Origin of the sequence: Streptomyces sp. NPDC052773, from assembly GCF_044547145.1 — a bacterium.
In the GTDB taxonomy this organism is placed as follows: Bacteria; Actinomycetota; Actinomycetes; order Streptomycetales; family Streptomycetaceae; genus Streptomyces.
Genome location: NZ_JBITZX010000002.1, coordinates 481,120 through 498,377 on the forward strand (window position 1 = coordinate 481,120; position 17,258 = coordinate 498,377).

At 73.4% G+C, this 17,258-nt stretch carries 14 protein-coding genes; 2 read left to right on the top strand and 12 right to left on the bottom strand.

Annotated features, from left to right (window positions below):
• Positions 1-14 precede the first annotated feature (14 nt).
• The 9 genes from ACIG0D_RS07265 to ACIG0D_RS07305 form a co-directional block, all read right to left on the bottom strand.
• Positions 15-899 carry a nucleic acid/nucleotide deaminase domain-containing protein gene (locus tag ACIG0D_RS07265; protein WP_399796862.1) on the bottom strand — a complete coding sequence of 295 codons (885 nt, stop codon included), beginning with the start codon at positions 897-899 and terminating at the stop codon, positions 15-17.
• 73 nt (positions 900-972) lie between these two features.
• Positions 973-3,108 (bottom strand): SWIM zinc finger family protein, encoded by a 2,136-nt coding sequence (locus ACIG0D_RS07270; protein WP_399796864.1) that lies wholly within the window; start codon positions 3,106-3,108, stop codon positions 973-975.
• The gene (locus tag ACIG0D_RS07275) at positions 3,105-6,035 is read right to left on the bottom strand and encodes a DEAD/DEAH box helicase (protein ID WP_399796866.1); all 2,931 of its coding nucleotides are present in this window, start codon (positions 6,033-6,035) and stop codon (positions 3,105-3,107) included. The genes ACIG0D_RS07270 and ACIG0D_RS07275 overlap by 4 nt, the downstream gene beginning before the upstream one ends.
• Before the next feature lie 121 nt (positions 6,036-6,156).
• The gene (locus tag ACIG0D_RS07280; RefSeq protein WP_399796868.1) at positions 6,157-6,753 is read right to left on the bottom strand and encodes a sugar kinase; all 597 of its coding nucleotides are present in this window, start codon (positions 6,751-6,753) and stop codon (positions 6,157-6,159) included.
• The gene (locus tag ACIG0D_RS07285; protein ID WP_365761609.1) at positions 6,750-7,895 is read right to left on the bottom strand and encodes an ROK family glucokinase; all 1,146 of its coding nucleotides are present in this window, start codon (positions 7,893-7,895) and stop codon (positions 6,750-6,752) included. The genes ACIG0D_RS07280 and ACIG0D_RS07285 overlap by 4 nt, the downstream gene beginning before the upstream one ends.
• A 114-nt stretch (positions 7,896-8,009) precedes the next feature.
• Complete coding sequence (locus tag ACIG0D_RS07290; RefSeq protein ID WP_399797095.1) at positions 8,010-8,849, bottom strand: ATP-binding cassette domain-containing protein; 840 nt, start codon at positions 8,847-8,849, stop codon at positions 8,010-8,012.
• Entirely contained in the window at positions 8,816-9,850 is a 1,035-nt protein-coding gene (locus ACIG0D_RS07295; protein ID WP_399796871.1) for an ABC transporter permease, read from the bottom strand. The genes ACIG0D_RS07290 and ACIG0D_RS07295 overlap by 34 nt, the downstream gene beginning before the upstream one ends.
• Positions 9,847-10,851 (bottom strand): sugar ABC transporter substrate-binding protein, encoded by a 1,005-nt coding sequence (locus tag ACIG0D_RS07300; protein ID WP_399796873.1) that lies wholly within the window; start codon positions 10,849-10,851, stop codon positions 9,847-9,849. The genes ACIG0D_RS07295 and ACIG0D_RS07300 overlap by 4 nt, the downstream gene beginning before the upstream one ends.
• Before the next feature lie 399 nt (positions 10,852-11,250).
• Positions 11,251-12,015, bottom strand: a complete 765-nt coding sequence (locus tag ACIG0D_RS07305) for a GntR family transcriptional regulator (protein WP_365761614.1) — start codon at positions 12,013-12,015, stop codon at positions 11,251-11,253.
• Positions 12,016-12,117: 102 nt separating this feature from the next.
• Here ACIG0D_RS07305 and ACIG0D_RS07310 point away from each other — a divergent pair, with 102 nt between their 5' ends.
• On the top strand, positions 12,118-13,140 hold the full coding sequence (locus tag ACIG0D_RS07310; protein WP_399796875.1) for a Gfo/Idh/MocA family oxidoreductase: 1,023 nt from the start codon (positions 12,118-12,120) through the stop codon (positions 13,138-13,140).
• Positions 13,141-13,386: 246 nt separating this feature from the next.
• On the opposite strand, the gene ACIG0D_RS07315 is transcribed toward ACIG0D_RS07310, so the two are convergent.
• From ACIG0D_RS07315 to ACIG0D_RS07325, 3 genes are all read right to left on the bottom strand, one after another.
• A complete protein-coding gene (locus ACIG0D_RS07315; protein ID WP_399796877.1) occupies positions 13,387-14,568 on the bottom strand; it encodes a cytochrome P450 in 1,182 nt (393 codons plus the stop codon).
• A gap of 43 nt (positions 14,569-14,611) precedes the next feature.
• Positions 14,612-15,355 carry a response regulator gene (locus tag ACIG0D_RS07320; RefSeq protein ID WP_399796879.1) on the bottom strand — a complete coding sequence of 248 codons (744 nt, stop codon included), beginning with the start codon at positions 15,353-15,355 and terminating at the stop codon, positions 14,612-14,614.
• Between the two features lie 152 nt (positions 15,356-15,507).
• Positions 15,508-16,773 carry a sensor histidine kinase gene (locus ACIG0D_RS07325; RefSeq protein WP_399796881.1) on the bottom strand — a complete coding sequence of 422 codons (1,266 nt, stop codon included), beginning with the start codon at positions 16,771-16,773 and terminating at the stop codon, positions 15,508-15,510.
• A gap of 279 nt (positions 16,774-17,052) precedes the next feature.
• On the opposite strand from ACIG0D_RS07325, the gene ACIG0D_RS07330 reads away from it, so the two are divergent.
• A complete protein-coding gene (locus tag ACIG0D_RS07330; protein WP_399796883.1) occupies positions 17,053-17,253 on the top strand; it encodes a hypothetical protein in 201 nt (66 codons plus the stop codon).
• The last annotated feature ends 5 nt before the right edge of the window (positions 17,254-17,258 follow it).

Below are 17,258 nucleotides of genomic sequence, written 5' to 3' on the forward strand. Positions count from 1 at the left end.
GGGGACAGGTGCGGTCACCGCGGTCCCTGCTGGGCGGCGTGGGTGATCAGCTCCTTCATGGCTTCCTCGCGGGAGTCGGCGGTGTCGCCGTAGTCGAAGCTGTGGGTGAACTCGGCGTGGGGGAAGAAGCGCTGGAGCCAGACGGCGCAGTAGTGGCCGGGCATCATGCAGGGCTGGAGTTCGCAGTAGACGCGGCGTACCTGCTCGGGGCGGATGCCCTGGGCGGCGAGCCGGTCCCAGATCAGTTCCTCGGGGTGGGGGCGGCCGGGGCCGGTCGCGTCGGTGACGATCTGCTTCTGGCCGTCGGCGTCGACGTATTCGAAGGCGGCGGAGAACGGGAAGTTGAGGGTGTGGCGGACGTCGTCCAGGACGCGCGGCCACCAGCTCTCCCGCTCCTCGAACGCGGCCGGGTCCACGGACCGCAGCTCGGCGTTCAGCTCCCGGAACGCGGCGGCGGCGACCGGCAGGCTCTCGGCCGCCGCGATGACGGGCATACGGCGGTCCAGCGCGGCGAGCGACCGGTTGAAGGCGTCCACGCTGGAGCTGACGTACAGGTCGTCCATGCCGAACTGGCCGAGGAACAGCGCCCGCACCGCCCCTTCGGGGCCGAGGCAGATCTGGCCGAGGCGGTCGGTGCCCAGCCGTACCAGGCCGGCGATGTCGTCGGGGACCGTCACCCCGTGATGGCCCGCGAATACGCCGAGGGTCAGGGCGTCATCCTCGCGGGCGGCGGTGAAGTACGGGCCGACGTGCAGCGGCACCCCAGTCCGGGCCAGGAGATCCCGCGCCGGCGCCGGGATGCCGGAGGCGTACGTGTCCGGGACGGTGAAGCGGCGCATGCCCTCCGGGCCGAAGTGCTGCGCGGACGGGTCCGGAGGAGGGGTGGTCTCGGACGGCATCGGGTCCCTCTTGTGGTCAGGCGGTGTGACGCTTTCGACCCTAGCCGCCGGGCCCGGCGAACCGGCGGTCCGGTCAGGGGTCGGTGGGGCCGCCCAGGCCGGTGAGGGCGCCCACCGGGTCCTGGTCCGGGGTGCCTCGGGGCCACCAGTCGTCCGCGCCCGGCTCCGACTCGTAGGCGTACCACAGGCCGTCGCGGCCGAGGCGGAGCTGGATGTGGCCGCGCGGGTGGGTGAGGCGGTTGCGCCAGGGGCGGAAGGCGGGGAGGTCGGCGGCGAGGAGCAGCGGGCGGGCGCGGTCGAAACGGCCGGCCGGCGGGTCCCAGGGCTCCTCGAGCGCGGCGAGTCCGTCCGGGCCGCCCTGCCGCCAGGCGGCGACCGCGCGCGCCAGCTCGGCGGGGGTGCGGCCGGCGGCGGAGGCGAGGGACGCGTACAGCCCGCGGGTGGCGGCGGTGAGACCGGCGCCGGGCCGTGCCGCGGCGAGCCGTACCGCGTCCTGCCACAGGGTCAGCTCCGCGACCGGGTCGTGGCCCGTGGTGAGCAGGGTGTGGGCGCGGGTGGCGGCGTCGGTGGCGAGCTGGTCCAGTGCGAGCGGGTCGGGGCCGCCGGGCGCCGCCGGGTAGGCCGGGGGTTGCTCAGGGTGCGAGGGGGCCGGCAACGGTGGCGGGAGCGGGGGGAGTTGGCGTGCGGCCAGGGCGTCGGTCGCGCGGACGCCGGGCAGCGGGGCCGGGTCGCGTTCCTGGGCGGCGCGGGCCGCCCGCGTGGCGTTCAACCGGGAGAGCGCGTCGAGGAGTTCGCGCTCGCCCCGGCCGCGCAGCAGGAGCAGCACGAAGGGGTCGGCGTCGAGAAGCCGGGCGCTCTGATAGCAGAGGGCGGCGGCGTGCTTGCAGGGGTGGCCGCGGTCGGGGCAGCTGCACCGGGGTTCCAGGTCCCCCGGGCCCGGCAGCAGCGGGACGTCGCCCTCCGCGAGGGCGTGCGGCATCTCCTTGTCCAGCAGCGCGGCGATGTGCCCGGGCCGGTCCGCGGCGGCGTCCAGGAAGCGTTCCCAGTCGGCGTCGTCCAGGGTGCGCAGCCGGATCTGCACGCGGTACGGCCGGGGGCGGCTGCCGTGCACGTACGCGAGGACCAGTCCGGGCGTCACCGTGATGGCGTCCACGTGGCCCTGCTCGGCGTAACCCCGGCCCCGCGCCAGCCGCTTGGCGTCCAGCGCGCCCTCCTCCAGCGCGGTGATCCAGGCGTTGCCCCACCAGGTCTCCGCGAACCGGGTGTCGTGGGTGGAGGGGCGTGGCGCGAAGGCGGGGAAGGTGCGGCGCAGGTCGCTGTCGCGGTGCGGGGAGGCCATGGAAGGGGAGGCCATGGAAAGGGAGGAGGGCGGGGTGGGTGGGGTCGTGGGGCGGGTGCCGGTCCGGGTGTCCGCGTTCGACTGGGATGTTCTGGTGCCCGGGTCCCTTGTCGCCCGGGGCGGGCTTGGGGACGCGCCGGGGGCCGGGACGGCGTCGGCCGATTCCGCCGGGCCGTCGTCCGTGCCGGCCGGCATCCGGAAGGCATTCGCCAGGAACGCCGCCATCTCCCTCTTCGCCGCAGGCCCCTGGGAGGGCGCGGTACGGCTCGGGCGGCTGCTGCCCGCGCCTGAGCGCGACGCCCGGGAGGCGTCACGTGCGGCCGCCGCGCGCTCGCGTTCCCTCTCCCGCTCCCGGCGCGCGGCGCGCAGGGCGTCACGGGCGACGTCGGCGGGGCGGGGGGGCGTCTCCGCACCGCTCGCGTCGGGGGAAGCGGCGTCCGGTGCCGGTCCCTGGCTCGGCGAGAACGGGGAGTCCGCGGTGTCAATGGTGTCAGTTGTGTCAGTGGTGTCTGCGGCGTGCTCCAAGTCCTCGGCGCCCGTCGGCTCGTTCGTCTCCGCCGCTTCCCTGTCCAGCGGCTCCCCCGCGCCCCGCCGAGTCCCCACCGCACGGCGCAGTGCCGCGCGCGCGGCGTCCCCCGGGCGCGGGTCTCGGGTGTCCGGGGTGTTGGAGGTGCGGCGGGTCTCTTCGGTCTCGTACGTCGCCCGGGCGGCCCGCAGGGCCCGGCGTGCCGCGTCTCCGGGGCGGGCGGAGGGCTCCTCTTCGGCGGCGGTCTCTTCGGCGATGGTCTCTTCGGCGGCGGTCTCTTCGAGGTGCTGCCCCTGCTCGCCGCCCGTCGGGTCGGCGCCCCGGTCCTGTGGTGCGCCGCTCATGACGTCCTCCGCAGGGAGACGAGGTCGGACAGCTCGCGGTCGGTCAGTTCGGTGAGGGCGGACTCGCCGGAGCCGAGGATGGCGTCGGCGAGGGCGCGCTTGGAGGCCAGCATCTCGGCGATGCGGTCCTCGACGGTGCCCTCGGTGACGAGGCGGTGGACCTGGACGGGCTGGGTCTGGCCGATGCGGTAGGCGCGGTCGGTGGCCTGTTCCTCGACGGCAGGGTTCCACCAGCGGTCGAAGTGGACGACGTGGCCCGCGCGGGTGAGGTTGAGGCCCGTGCCGGCGGCCTTGAGGGAGAGGACGAGGACGGGGGTGGCCCCGCTCTGGAAGCGGTCGACCATCCGCTCGCGCTCGGGCACCGGGGTGCCGCCGTGCAGCAGGTCGACGGGGACCGCGCGGCCTTCGAGGTGGGCGGTGATGAGGCGGGCCATGCCCACGTACTGGGTGAAGACCAGCGCCGAGCCGTCCTCGGCGAGGAGGGTGTCCAGCAGCTCGTCCAGCAGGGCGAGTTTGCCGGAGCGGGCCGCGAGACGGTCGGTGCCGCCGCGCTGTGCGGGCTCCTCCTTGAGGTAGAGCGCGGGGTGGTCGCAGATCTGCTTGAGGGAGGTCAGCAGTTTCAGGACCAGGCCCCGGCGGGCCATGCCCTCGGCCGTCTCGATGGCGAGCAGCGACTCGCGCACCACCGCCTCGTACAGTGCGGCCTGCTCGCGGGTGAGGGGGACGGGGTGGTCGGTCTCCGTCTTGGGCGGCAGCTCGGGGACGATGCCCGGGTCGGACTTCTTGCGGCGCAGCAGGAAGGGGCGGACGAGGCGGGCGAGCCGGGTCACCGCCTCCTCGTCCTCGCCGTTCTCCACCGCGCGGGCATGGCGGGCGCGGAAGGACTTCAGGGGGCCGAGGAGGCCGGGGGTCGTCCAGTCGAGCAGGGCCCACAGTTCGGAGAGGTTGTTCTCGACGGGTGTGCCGGTGAGGGCGACGCGCGCGGGGGTGGGGATGGTGCGCAGGGCCTTGGCGGTGGCCGAGTACGGGTTCTTCACGTGCTGCGCCTCGTCGGCGACGACCATGCCCCACCGCTGTCCGGCGAGGACCGGGGCGGCGGAGCGCATGGTGCCGTAGGTGGTGAGGACGAAGCCGCCGTCGAGATCGTCGAGGGTGCGGCCGGTGCCGTGGTAGCGGCGGACCGGGACGCCGGGGGCGAACCGTTCGATCTCCCGCTGCCAGTTGCCGAGCAGGGAGGCGGGGCAGACCACGAGGGTCGGTTCGGGCCGGGCGCGCTTCAGGTGCAGGGCGATGACGGTGATGGTCTTGCCGAGGCCCATGTCGTCGGCGAGGCAGCCGCCGAGGCCAAGGGAGGTCATGAGGTCCAGCCAGGCCAGGCCGCGCAGCTGGTAGTCGCGCAGGGTGGCGCGGAGGCCGGCGGGGGGTTCGGCCGGGCGGATTCCGGCGGTCAGGCGGTCGCGCAGGGCGGCGAGGGCGCCGACCGGGACCGCCTCGACGGTCTCGCCGTCGACCTCGGCGCTGCCGGTGAGGGCGACGGACAGCGCGTCGACCGGGTCGAGCAGGCCGAGTTCGCGTTTGCGGGCCTTGCGGACGAGGGCCGGGTCGACGAGCACCCACTGGTCGCGCAGCCGGACGACGGGGCGGTGGGCCTCGGCGAGGGCGTCCATCTCGGCCTCGCTGAGCGGTTCCCCGCCGAGCGCGAGCTGCCAGCGGAACTGGAGCAGTTCCTCGCTCTCGAAGAAGCCGGTGCCGTCGGTCGCGGAGCCCGGCGCGGGGCGCACCACGGCGGCGGCGGTGAGGTCGCGGGCGAGGTCGCGCGGCCAGTGCACGGCGACTCCGGCGGCGGCCAGGCGGGCGGCGGCGACGCCGAGGAGATCGCCCAGCTCCTCCTCGGAGAGGGCGAGGACGTCGGGCACGTCCTGGTCGGCGAGCCGGTCCAGCGGGGGCCAGACGCGAGCCGCGCGGCGCACGGCGAGGGCGGCGTCCACCCGTGCGCGGGGCCCGAACGCGGTGTCCGCCTCGCCCGCCCACAGGGCCGCGGCGTCGGTGACGAGGGTGGGGTCGGCGAGGCTGTGCACCTGGACGACCGCGGCGCCCGCGCGGCGCAGCCGCTGCCCGTCCGCGCCGTCCTGCCCCGGGGTCTCCTGCCCGGTGTCGAACAGGTCGTACGCCGACAGGTCGAGGCGGAGCGAGATCCGCACGCCCGCGTCCATGCCCGCGGCGACCTCGGCCGCCCAGTCGTGGGCGCCGGGCAGGTGCTGCGGGCGGCGGTCGGCGAAGGGGCGACCGCAGGCGTGCGGTGCGGCGGGGGTGCGGGGCAGGGTGTCCGCGACGGCGTCCAGGAAGGAGCGCATCAGGGCCTCCGGCTCGGGCAGCCGGAGCGGGCCCGTGCCGGGCAGGGGTACGGCGTGGCCCTCGGGGGGCAGGGCGGCGGCGATGGCGCGCAGGTGGGCCAGGTCGTCGGGGTCGAGTGGGCCGGCCCGCCAGGCGTCGTGGCCGGTGGGGGTCAGTCCGGGCAGGAGGCGCCCGCGGGCGGTGAGCCGCAGGGCGTGCAGGGCGGCCGCTCCCCAGCAGGCGGTGGCGGGGTGGGCTGCGGGGTCGTGCCGGGCGTGGACCAGCAGGGGCAGGGCCTCGCCGAGCGGCACGGTCAGCGCGGGTGTCTGCCGGCGGCGTACGGAGGAGCCGTGGCGGCGTACGACCGTCACCTCGGTGGGTTCGGCGGCGCGCAGGCCGGCCGGGGCGTCGCCCTCGGGGTGCCAGAAGGCGATCCTGCCGTCGCGCGGCAAGGGGGCGGGGAGGAAGACGGCCGCGAGTCCGGCGGGCACCCGTGCGTCCGTGTGCTCGGCCGACCGTTGGGCCTTCCACTCGGTCGTCCGCTCCGCCGTCCATCCGGCCTTCCGCTCGGCCGTCGTCGCCGTGTCGCGCATACGTCTGGTCACCTCCCGCCCGTGCGCGTCGATCAGTCGTCTTCGACTCTACGGGCCGGGTCTGACAATCGGCCCCGGCGGCCGTCCGGGGCCGGGCCGAGGCCGGGCCGGGGCCGGTGCGTCAGGGAGTGGTGCGGGAGACGACGTAGACCATCGGGTACGTCGGGTTGCCGAAGTTCACGACGACGTGCTGCGTCGGCTTCGGGTTCTTCTGCTCGCGCACCAGGCCGTAGTTCGGGCCGGTCCGGCCGCCGGCCCCCGTGAACTTCCAGCCGGTGACGTCACGGTCGCGGGCGCCGATGACGATGTCGTCCTTGACCAGGTCGCCGCGGTCGGCGCCCAGCTCGTTGAGGAAGGCGTCCAGGCCGTCGTGCGTGGTCTGGAACTGGACGTAGAGGCGGCTGGTCTTCCAGTTGTTCGTCTCGTACCAGGCGACCTTGTTCGACGGATGCGGTATCGGCACCTGGTAGAGGCGGCGCTGCACCTTCGACGGCCAGCCCTCGGTGAGGCCGGTCGCGGAGTACTTCTTCTCCTTGTCCTTGCCGCTGTCGCGGCTCTGGTTGGCGGAGATGACGAGATAGCCGGCCGGGACGCCGATGAGCAGCACGATGATGAGCAGGGTCAGCGCGCGGCGGCGGATCATGTGGCTGCGGTGCTCGGCGGGGCGCTCCGGCTCGTCCGGCGGACCGGCCTGGTGCGGCAGGGAACCCGAGGTCACGGTGCCCCCTGGGCGCGGCGGGTCTGCGCGTACCGCTCGTAGCGTTCGTAGCGCTCCACGCGGCGGCGCTTGGCGCGGCGGAAGCGGCGGGCGACGAGCCGGGCGAGGTCGGCGGCGCCGACCATGCCGGCCTCGGGGCCGAGCTGGGCGCGGACGATCCGGGCCTCGGGGCGGTAGCCGCGGCCGGTCAGATGCCGCCTGAAGGCGTCCCGCGCGGGGCCGATCAGGAGGTCGTCGGCGGCCGAGACGCCGCCGCCGATGACGAAGCAGGAGGGGTCGAGGGCGGCGGCCAGGTTGGCGATGCCGACGCCGAGCCACTGGCCGATGTCCTGGAGCAGCTCCACGCACATCGCGTCGCCCTCGCGGGCCAGCTCGGTGATCATCGGGCCGGTGATGTCGGCGATCTGTCCCTTGACGTGCTCGATGATCCCGTACGCCACCGGGGAGTCGGCGGCGGCCAGCTCCCGGGCCTCGCGGACCAGCGCGTTGCCGGAGCTGTACTGCTCCCAGCAGCCGCGGTTGCCGCACGGGCAGCGGTGGCCGCCGGGCACCACCTGCATATGGCCGAACTCGCCGGCCACCCCGAACTTGCCCCGCTTGACCTGGCCGTCTTCCAGGATGGCGCCGCCGATGCCGGTACCGAGGGTGATCATGACGAGGTGGTCCTCGCCCCGGCCGGCCCCGAACCGCCACTCCGCCCAGGCGGCGGTGTTGGCGTCGTTGTCGACGAGCACGGGGACGGCGAGCCGGTCGGCGATGCGGTCGCGCAGGGGTTCGTTGCGCCAGGACAGGTGGGGCGCGAACAGCACCCGGTTGCGGTCGGCGTCGACCCAGCCGGCCGCGCCGATGCCGACGGCGTGCACGTCGTGCCGGTCGGACAGGTCCAGCACCAGCTCGACGATGGTGTCCTCGACGACCTTGGGGCTCTTGGACTTGTCCGGGGTCTCCGTGCGCAGCTTCTCCAGGATGTTGCCGTCGGCGTCGACGACGCCCGCCATCACCTTGGTGCCGCCGATGTCGATGCCGACCGTGGGCACGCGGGGTGCGGTCAGGTGGGAGCGGCGTTCCCGGGTGCCGATCGTTCTGAGGGCGGGGGCACGCCGGGAGCCGATGGGGGCGCTGAAGGTGCCGTAGGTGCTCATCGTCGCCGATTCTGCCTCACGGGGTGGCGGGGTGCCGAACGGCGTGGTTCCGGTTCAGTGCCGGGTGCGGCGCCGTTGTGGCTGGTCGCGCCCACGCGGCGGAGCCGTACATCGTCACGCCCCGCGCCCCTGAGCACCCTTCAGTTCGCGGCGGAGCTCCGCGAGGTCGGTTCCGCCCGCCATCTGGTCCGTCAGCTCGTCCAGGGAGATCTCGTCCCGTGTGTGGTTGCCCACCATGGTCCCCCGGCGCAGCAGGACGAAACGGTCGCCGACCAGGTACGCGTGGTGCGGGTTGTGCGTGATGAACACAACGCCCAAGCCTTCGTCCCGGGCCGCCGCCACGTACTTCAGGACGACGCCCGACTGCTTCACGCCCAGTGCCGCCGTCGGCTCGTCGAGGATGAGGACCTTCGCGCCGAAGTACACCGCCCGCGCGATGGCCACACACTGGCGTTCGCCGCCGGAGAGGGTGCCGATGGGCTGGTCGACGTCGCGGAGGTCGATGCCCATGCGGAGGAGTTCGGCGTGGGTGGTCTTCCGCATGAAGTCGACGTCCATGCGCTTGAAGGGGCCCACCCCCTTCCTCGGTTCCGAGCCGAGGAAGAAGTTGCGCCACACCGGCATGAGGGGGACGACGGCCAGGTCCTGGTAGACGGTGGCGATGCCACGGTCCAGGGCCTCGCGCGGGGAGGACAGGCGGGTCTCCTCGCCCCCGATGCGCAGGGTTCCGCCGTCGTGCTCGTGCAGGCCCGCGATGATCTTGATGAGCGTCGATTTGCCCGCGCCGTTGTCGCCCAGCACGCAGGTGATCTCGCCCGCCCGCACCTCCAGGGAGACACCCTCGAGAGCGCGGACGTTGCCGTAGTGCTTGCTTACGTCGGTGAGTTCGACGAGCGCCGTACGGGTCGCGGTGTCGGTCGTCACTTGGTGGCCTCCGCGCGCTTGCGGACCCAGGCGTTGAGCAGGGTCGCGAGGAGCAGCATCGCTCCGAGGAAGAACTTGAACCAGTCGGGGTCCCACTCGGCGAAGACGATGCCCTTGCTGGTCATGCCGAAGATGAACGCGCCGACCGCCGAGCCGACGGCGCTGCCGTAGCCGCCGGTGATCAGGCAGCCGCCGATGACGGCCGCGATGATGTAGATCAGCTCGTTGCCGACGCCCTCGCCGGACTGGACGACGTCGTAGGAGAAGAGCAGGTGCTGGCCGGCGATCCAGGCGCCGAAGGCGACACCCATGTAGAGGCCGATCTTGGTGGCCCGGACGGGGACGCCCACCGCGCGGGCCGCGTCCTGGTTGCCGCCGACCGCGAAGATCCAGTTGCCGGCGCGGGTGCGCAGCAGGATCCAGGAGGCGACGGCGACGAGTGCGAACCACCACAGGATGGTGATCTTGAAGTCGACGCCGCCGATCGTGAGGGTCGAGGCGAAGACGTCGCGGGCGCTCGGGAAGCCCTCCATGTCGGCGATCGTCTTGGTGGAGACGGTGCCGGAGATCAGCTTGGTGAAGCCGAGGTTCATGCCGGTGAGCATGAGGAAGGTGCCGAGCGTGATGATGAAGCTCGGCAGTTGGGTGCGGGTCAGCATGAAGCCGTTGAAGGCGCCGATCGCGAGGGTGACCAGCAGGGACACGCCGACGCCGACCCAGACGTTGGCGGTCATCTGGTAGCTGAACATCGACGAGATCAGCGCGGACGACGTCACGAGGACACCGGCGGACAGGTCGAACTCGCCGCCGATCATCAGCAGCGCGACCGGGACGGCCATGATGCCGATCGTGGACGCCGCGTACAGGACGGTGCTGAGGCTGGAGGCGCGCAGGAAGCTGTCGGCGGCGAACGCGAAGAAGACGAAGACGGCGAGCGCGCCGACGACCGAGCCCAGTTCGGGGCGGCCGAGGAGCTTGCGCAGGGGCGAGGTGTGCAGCAGGCGTTCGTCGCCGGTGGTGGTCGCGCTCATCGGGTGCCCCGCTTCGTGTACTCCTCCAGGGCCGCGGCCTGGTCCTTGGTGATGATCTGCGGCCCGGTGAGCACCGGCTTGCCGCCGCCGAGGACGTCGGCGTTGTACTTGTACAGCCACAGCAGGTCGATCGCCTCGTAGCCCTGGAGGTACGGCTGCTGGTCGACGGCGAAGCCGAGGGTGCCGTCCTTGAGGCCGGCGGCGACCTTGGCGTTCAGGTCGAAGGTGTCGATCTCGGCGTCGCTGCCCGCGCCCTGCTTGGCCTTGACGGCGGTGTCCGCGTAGGGGGCGCCGAGGGTGACGACGGCGTCGACCTTCTTGTCGGTCTGGAGCTTGGCCTCGATGGCGGACTGCACGTCGGGCATGCTCGTGCCGGTGACGTAGAGGTTCTGCACCTCGCCGTCGAAGGTGTCCTTCACCCCGGCGCAGCGCTGCTCGTGGCCGACGTTGCCCTGTTCGTGCAGGACGCAGAGCGCCTTCTTCCTGCCGCGCTTGTTCAGCTCCTCGCCGACGGCCTGGCCGGCGATGGTCTCGTCCTGGCCGATGTGGGTGAGCGCGCCGAACTCCTCGGACTGCTCGGAGCCGGAGTTCACGGTCACCACGGGGATGCCCGCCTTGACCGCGCGGGCCACGGCGGCCTTCATCGCGTCCGGCTTGGCGAGGGTGACGATGATGCCGTCGACCTTCTTGTCGATGGCCGCGTCGACGAGCTGGGCCTGCTGCTGGGCCTCGTCGTCGTGGGAGTAGAGGAAGTTGATGTTGTCCTTGGCGGCGGCTTCCTTCGCGCCGCTCTGGACGATGTCCCAGAAGGTGTCGCCGTCACCCGAGTGGGTGATCATGGCGAAGGTCCAGCGGGGGGTGGTCACCGCCGCCTCGCCCCGGGCGGCCGCGGCCTTGCGGGCGTCCTCGGCGCGTTTGCCGCCGGTGCTGCTGCACCCCGCGAGGGACAGTGTCAGTGCCCCTGCCACCGCGATGCCTACCCAGGTCCGAAACCGTGCCACGAGGCCGTGCCCTTCTTGCTGTGTTCTTGTCGTGCCGTGTTCTTCGGTACGTCGTTCTTCGGTACGTCCGGGGCGGTGCCTCACCGGCCCCAAACGCCCCAGTATCGAACACAGGGACCCTGGGCCCCGTGACCGGGGAGCGCGAGCCGGTCACATTGTCCGGACATTGCGACGAACGACGGCGTCGGCGGGACCGTGCGTCCAGGAGGTGTCTCATCGATCAGGCCGGATCAGCGAGCGGTGTCCGGTGCCGTGCGTCGCAAGGCGGAGGAGGGAGTCGATGCGATGGGGGTCCCCCCGCGCGAGCGCAGCCGAGCGTGGGGGAATCGGCGACCGACGACAACGCGGCGAGGCGCGGTGCCAGACGCCGGGAGCCCGGCATGATCGGCGAGGACCACCCTAGGGCCGTACGAGGAGCTGGAACTCGAAGGAGTAGCGGCTCGGGCGGTAGGTGTGGGTGCCGTACTCGACGGCGCGGCCGGTGTCGTCGAAGGTGGTGCGCTGCATGGTGAGCAGCGGGGCGCCCTCGGTCTCGCCGAGCCGGTCCGCCTCGGCGGCGGTGGCGGCGCGGGCGCCGATGGACTGCCGGGCGCTGTGCAGGGTGATCCCCGCGGCCCGCATCAGCCGGTACAGGCCGGTGGCCTCCAGTTGCGCGGTGTCCAGGTCGAGCAGTCCGGGCGGCAGGAAGTTGCACAGGTACGCCATCGGCTCACCGTGCGCGAGCCGGAGCCGTTCGACGCGGTGGACGTCGCTGTCCTCGGCGACGCCGAGCGCCGCGGCGACCTCGGCGGACGCCGGGACGACGGTGTTCACCAGCACCTTCGTGGCGGGGCGCTGGCCGGCCGCCTCCAGGTCGTCGTAGAGGCTGCTCAGCTCCAGGGGGCGCTTCACCTGACTGTGCACGACCTGGGTGCCGACGCCGCGGCGGCGCACCAGCAGCCCCTTGTCGACCAGGGACTGGATGGCCTGGCGGACGGTGGGCCGGGACAGGCCCAGCCGTGCGGCCAGCTCGATCTCGTTGCCCAGCAGGCTGCCCGGGGTCAGCGTTCCCTGCCCGATCGCGGCCTCCAGTTGCTGGGACAACTGGAAGTACAGGGGCACCGGAGAACTCCGGTCCACACTGAGGTCGAGCTGGACGGTCGGGTCGGCATCTGGTTTCGGCACGGGGCGAGCGTAGCTTTCACGACTGGTTGACGGGAAGTTGTGTAGTCCGATTGTCCGGACATTCGGATTGACAGGGGGGTGGCTCTGCCCCACCGTGATGACATGCGCATCGGGGTCATCGGTACGGGCCGCATCGGCACCATCCATGCGAACACGCTCAGCCGGCACCGTGACGTCGGCTCGCTGATTCTGACGGACACGGACCCCGCGCGGGCGCAGGAACTGGCCCTCCGGCTGGGCGAGACGGCGGCGCCCGGGGTGGAGGAGATCTTCCGGTGGGGCGTGGACGCGGTGGTGATCACCACGGCGACCTCGGCCCACGCGGAGCTGATCGGGCGGGCGGCGCGCTCGGGACTGCCGGTGTTCTGCGAGAAGCCGATCGCGCTGGACCTGCCCGGCACGCTGCACGCGCTCGCCGAGGTGGAGGCGGCCGGGACCGTTCTGCAGATGGGGTTCCAGCGCCGCTTCGACGTGGGGTACACGGGTGCGCGCGAGGCGGTCCGCTCGGGACGGCTCGGGCGGCTGCACACGGTGCGGGCCATGACCTCCGACGCCGCGCCGCCGCCGGCCGGCTATCTCCCGCTGTCCGGCGGACTGTTCCGGGACACCCTCATCCACGACTTCGACATCGCGCGCTGGGTGACCGGCCGTGAGGTGGTGGAGGTGTACGCCACCGGGTCCGACGCGGGTCCGCCGATGTTCCGCGCGGCGGGCGATGTCGACACGGGTGCGGCGCTGCTCACCCTGGACGACGGCACGCTCGTCACGGCGACGGCCACCCGGCTCAACGGGGCGGGCTACGACGTCCGCATGGAGCTGGCCGGGGAACTGGACCAGATCGTCGTCGGCCTGGACGACCGGACACCCATCGCCTCCACCGAGCCCACCGGTCCACCCGCCGCGTCCCGGCCGTGGACCGGGTTCCTGGAGCGCTTCGGGCCCGCGTACGAGGCCGAACTCACCGCGTTCGTGGAGGTCGTACGGGGCGAACGACCCAACCCGTGCGACGGCCGCGAGGCGTTGCAGGCACTCCGCATCGCCGAGGCCTGCGAACGCTCACGGCGCGAGCGCAGACCGGTACGGCTGGCGGAGATCCCGGGTGGGGCCGAGGCGGTGTTCCGGTAGGCGGGTGGGTTGGCCGCCCCGCGTCGGCGGGGCCGCGCGGGGGTTCGGGCTGCGCCCGGGGGCTATGGGCTCCCCGGTGAACGGCGCTGCGCCTGGGCCCGACGGGGCTGGGTTTGGTGACGACGGCCGGGCAGGACCAGGCTGGGCGGTGACCCGGCGGGTAGCCGCCCGGCGGCTTCGGTGGGTGCGGCGGCTGGGTGGTGGGCCGCCGGGCCGGGCGGCGACGGTGGTCCCGGTCGGCGCCCCCTACCAGCGCACCGGCAGGCTGCGCATGCCGCGCATCAGCATGCCCGGGAGCCAGTCGCCGGGTGGGCCGTCGAGGGTGAGGTCCGGGGCGCGGTCGAGGAGGGTGCGGATGGCGGTGCGGGCCTCCAGGCGGGCCAGGGGGGCGCCCAGGCAGTAGTGGATGCCGTGGCCGAAGGCGAGGTGGCCGCGGGGGTCGCGGCGTATGTCGAAGCGGTCGGCGTCGGGATAGCGGGCGTCGTCGCGGTCGCCCGCGGTGAGGCCGATCATGACGGGCTCGCCCGCCTCGACGCGGGTTCCGCCTATCTCCAGTGGCTCGGCGGCGTACCGGAAGGTGGCGTTCTCCACCGGGCCCTCCCAGCGCAGCATCTCCTCGACGGCGCTGTCGATGAGGGACATGTCGGCGCGCAGGGCGGCCAGTTGGCGGGGGTGGGTGAGCAGGGCGTGGACCCCGTTGGTGATGAGGTTGACCGTCGTCTCGTGGCCCGCGATCAGCAGCACGTAGGCCATGCCGCGCAGTTCCTCCGGGGAGAGCCGGTCGCCGTCCTCGGTCGTGGTGCCGATAAGCGCGCTGAGCAGGTCGTCGCCGGGGCCGGCGCGGCGCTTGTCCTCGATCAGCTCGGTCAGATAGGTGCCGAGCCGGGTGACCGCGTCGTTGCCGCTCTCCGCGCTCGTCGGGGCGACGGACTCCGTGGACAGCTTGCGGAACTCCGCGCGGTCCAGCTCGGGCACGCCGAGCAGTTCGCAGATCACGGTGATGGGCAGCGGGAAGGCGAACGACTCGACCAGGTCGGCGCGGCCGAGCGGCAGCATCGCGTCCAGCAGGTCGTCGGTGATCTTCTGCACGCGGGGTCGCAGCTCCTCCACCCGGCGGGCGGTGAACGCGCGGGTGACGAGCGCGCGCAGCCGGGTGTGCCGGGGCGGGTCGACGACCAGCAGATACGGCCCTATCAGCTCCTGGTCCAGCGGTGTGAAGCCGATGCGGCTCGCGTCCTTGGACAGCCGCGGGTCGGCGAGCGCGGCGCGCGCCTCCTCGTACCCGACGACCAGCCAGGTCTCGTACCCCTCGGGCAACGGCAGCCGCACCCGGTGCACCGGGCCCCGCTCGCGCAGCTCGGCGTAGACCGGGTGCGGGTCGGTGCGGAACGCGTCGCCGTAGGCGGCGAGATCGATCAAGTCCCCCATGTCTCTCCCCTTCTGTCACCCCGTCAACGAACGGGCGGCCCGATCAGTGCCCGGCCGGGCCATTCGGCGCGGCGCCGCCCGGCGCGTCACCGACCGCGACATCACCGACCGCCGCATCGCCGTCGGGTACGTCCAGGAGTCCCGCGTCGTAGGCCAGCAGCGCGATCTGGACGCGGTTGTTCAGGTTCAGCTTGGCGAGGATGCGCGAGACGTGGGTCTTGACGGTGGGCACGCTCATGAACAGCCGCCCGGCGATCTCGGCGTTGGACAGACCGTGGCCCACCGCGACGGCGACCTCCCGTTCCCGCTCGCCGAGGACGGCGACGCGCTCCCGCGCGCGTGTGCGCCGGACGTCGGCGGCGGTGCCCGCCGCGTGGGCCATCAACTGCCGGGTGACGGCGGGCGACAGCACGGGGTCGCCCGCCGCGACCTTGCGCACGGCGTCGAGGATGTCGGCGGGCGGGGTGTCCTTGAGGACGAATCCGGCGGCGCCCGCGCGCAGGGCGCGCAGTACCTGGTCGTCGGCGTGGAAGGTGGTGAGCACCACGACCTGCGGGGCGTCCGTGCGCGAGCGCAGCCGCTCGGTGGCGGTGAGCCCGTCCACGGTCGGCATCCGGATGTCCATGAGGACCACGTCCGGGCGGGTCCGCTCGACCAGCGCCTCGGCCTCGTCGCCGTCGGCGGCCTCGCCGACGATCTCGATGTCGTCGGCCCCGCCCAGCATGAAGGACAGGCCGGCCCGCACCAGGGGGTCGTCGTCGACGAGAAGCAGTCGGATCGCAGTCATGGGGTTACGTAATCACGGCCGTCCCGCGCGGGATGACGTCGAGGGACGGTGGGCGAGGGACGGTGGGCGAGGGACGGTGGGGCTGCGGACGGGGGCGGATGGTGTGGGGATCGTGGGGCGGACGAGGTGCGGTCGTGGGCCGGGCGGTCGGCTCAGCCCCATGGCAGCCAGGCCCGCACCTCGAACCCGCCGTCCGCGCGGGGCCCGTGTTCCAGGCGTCCGCCGGCCAGTGTGGCGCGCTCGGTGAGGCCGATCAGGCCCTGGCCGGAGCCGGGGACGTGCGGGACGTCGCCGTCGGGGGCGGGGTTGGTGACGATGATGGTGAGGCCGTCGCCGGGGGCGCCGGAGACGCGGACGGTGACCTCGGTGCCGGGGGCGTGCTTGCGGGCGTTGGTGAGGCCTTCCTGGGCGATGCGGTACGCGGTGCGGCCGACGGAGGCGGGGACGGCGGACGGGTCGGCGACCTGGTGGACGAGGGTGACCTTCATGCCGGCCTGCCGGGACTCGGCGACCAGGGTGTCGAGGGCGCCGAGCGTGGGCTGCGGGCGGCCCGCGTCGTCCGGTTCGCCCGCCCGCAGTACGCCGATGATCTCGCGCAGGTCCTGGAGGGCTTCGTGGGCGCTCGCGCGGATCACGCCGGCCGCGCGGGCGATCTCCTCGCGGGAGGCGTCGGGCCGGAACTCCAGCGCGCCGGCGTGCACGCTGAGCAGGGTGAGCCGGTGGGCGAGGACGTCGTGCATCTCGCGGGCGATGGCTTCGCGGGCCAGCCGCTGGGCCTGTTCGGCGCGCAGCCGGGCCTCCGTCTCCGCCCGCCGGGCGCGGTCGCGCAGGCTGAGCATGAGCTGCCGCTTGGAGCGGACGAACATGCCCCAGCCGATGGCGGAGAGGGTGAGCAGCGCGGTGAGCACGACGGCGGCCGGGTAGGGCAGGTCGGGCTCCGGGCGCAGCCAGAGGACGAGCGGGATGAGCGCGAGGGAGGCGCCGCCGATCCAGGCGACGTACCGGAAGGGCCGGTGCACGGCGAGCGTGAACAGGGCGACCAGACCGGCTCCTCCGGCGGTGACGGCGATCGGGCCGAGGGCGGTCAGGGCGGCGGCGAGCGCGACCGGCCACCGGCGGCGCAGCCAGATCGCGGCGCAGGCGAGGGCGCCGAGCGTCTGGTCGACGACGGCGAGGCCGTGGGGTGTGGCGGGGTCGCCGGAGACGGTCTCCGCGCCGGCGAGGCCGATGAGGGCGGAGAGCACGAAGCAGGTGATGTCGACAGCCCAGTCGCGCGCGGTGCGGCGGGGCCGGCCGGATCGTCCCGGTGACGCGCCGTCCGCGTCCAGTTCATGGATCACGGCGGACGGGAACAGCCACCGGCGTCCCGTGAACGCCGGCGCCTGCGGTGCCGTGCTGTCGTTCGTCACGGTCGACAAATCTACGCAGCCGCGGGCCGGGTCAGGGGTCCGCGGGCCTGACCGACGACGTAAGTCATGCGTTGTCCGACGTAGGTCGTGCGTTGTCCGACGTGGGTCGCGCGATCTCTACGTGGGTCGCGCGATCTCCGACGTACGTCACGCGGCTGTCCGACGAAAGTCGTACCACCCCGCGCCGACCGGTGCGGGGTGGTACGGCACGGGCGGCGACTTGCGTCGCACGGATCCCGCCCCGCGGCCGATTACGTGTGGAGGGTCCGCGGGGCGAGAGTCTCGTGCATGAAGACCGTGCTGGAGTTTCTCGGATTCGTGGCCCTGGTGCAGGGCGTGATGGGTTTGGTGCAGGAGTTCACCGACTGGGACGGCGGGTTGGTGGCGCGCGTCGCGTTCCTGGACGACTACGGCATCTTCGCGAGCGTGACGCTGCTGGTGCTGGCGTGCGCGCTGTTCGCCGCGGCGGAGAGCCGCAGGTCCCGCTGAGCCGA

Bases quoted from the DNA above. Each gene is read 5' to 3' on its own strand.
- ACIG0D_RS07270 (WP_399796864.1), bottom strand. From the start codon at position 3,108: ATGAGCGGCGCACCACAGGACCGGGGCGCCGACCCGACGGGCGGCGAG.
- ACIG0D_RS07315 (WP_399796877.1), bottom strand. From the start codon at position 14,568: ATGGGGGACTTGATCGATCTCGCCGCCTACGGCGACGCGTTCCGCACC.
- ACIG0D_RS07275 (WP_399796866.1), bottom strand. From the start codon at position 6,035: ATGCGCGACACGGCGACGACGGCCGAGCGGAAGGCCGGATGGACGGCG.
- ACIG0D_RS07330 (WP_399796883.1), top strand. From the start codon at position 17,053: ATGAAGACCGTGCTGGAGTTTCTCGGATTCGTGGCCCTGGTGCAGGGC.
- ACIG0D_RS07295 (WP_399796871.1), bottom strand. From the start codon at position 9,850: ATGAGCGCGACCACCACCGGCGACGAACGCCTGCTGCACACCTCGCCC.
- ACIG0D_RS07320 (WP_399796879.1), bottom strand. From the start codon at position 15,355: ATGACTGCGATCCGACTGCTTCTCGTCGACGACGACCCCCTGGTGCGG.
- ACIG0D_RS07285 (WP_365761609.1), bottom strand. From the start codon at position 7,895: ATGAGCACCTACGGCACCTTCAGCGCCCCCATCGGCTCCCGGCGTGCC.
- ACIG0D_RS07265 (WP_399796862.1), bottom strand. From the start codon at position 899: ATGCCGTCCGAGACCACCCCTCCTCCGGACCCGTCCGCGCAGCACTTC.
- ACIG0D_RS07310 (WP_399796875.1), top strand. From the start codon at position 12,118: ATGCGCATCGGGGTCATCGGTACGGGCCGCATCGGCACCATCCATGCG.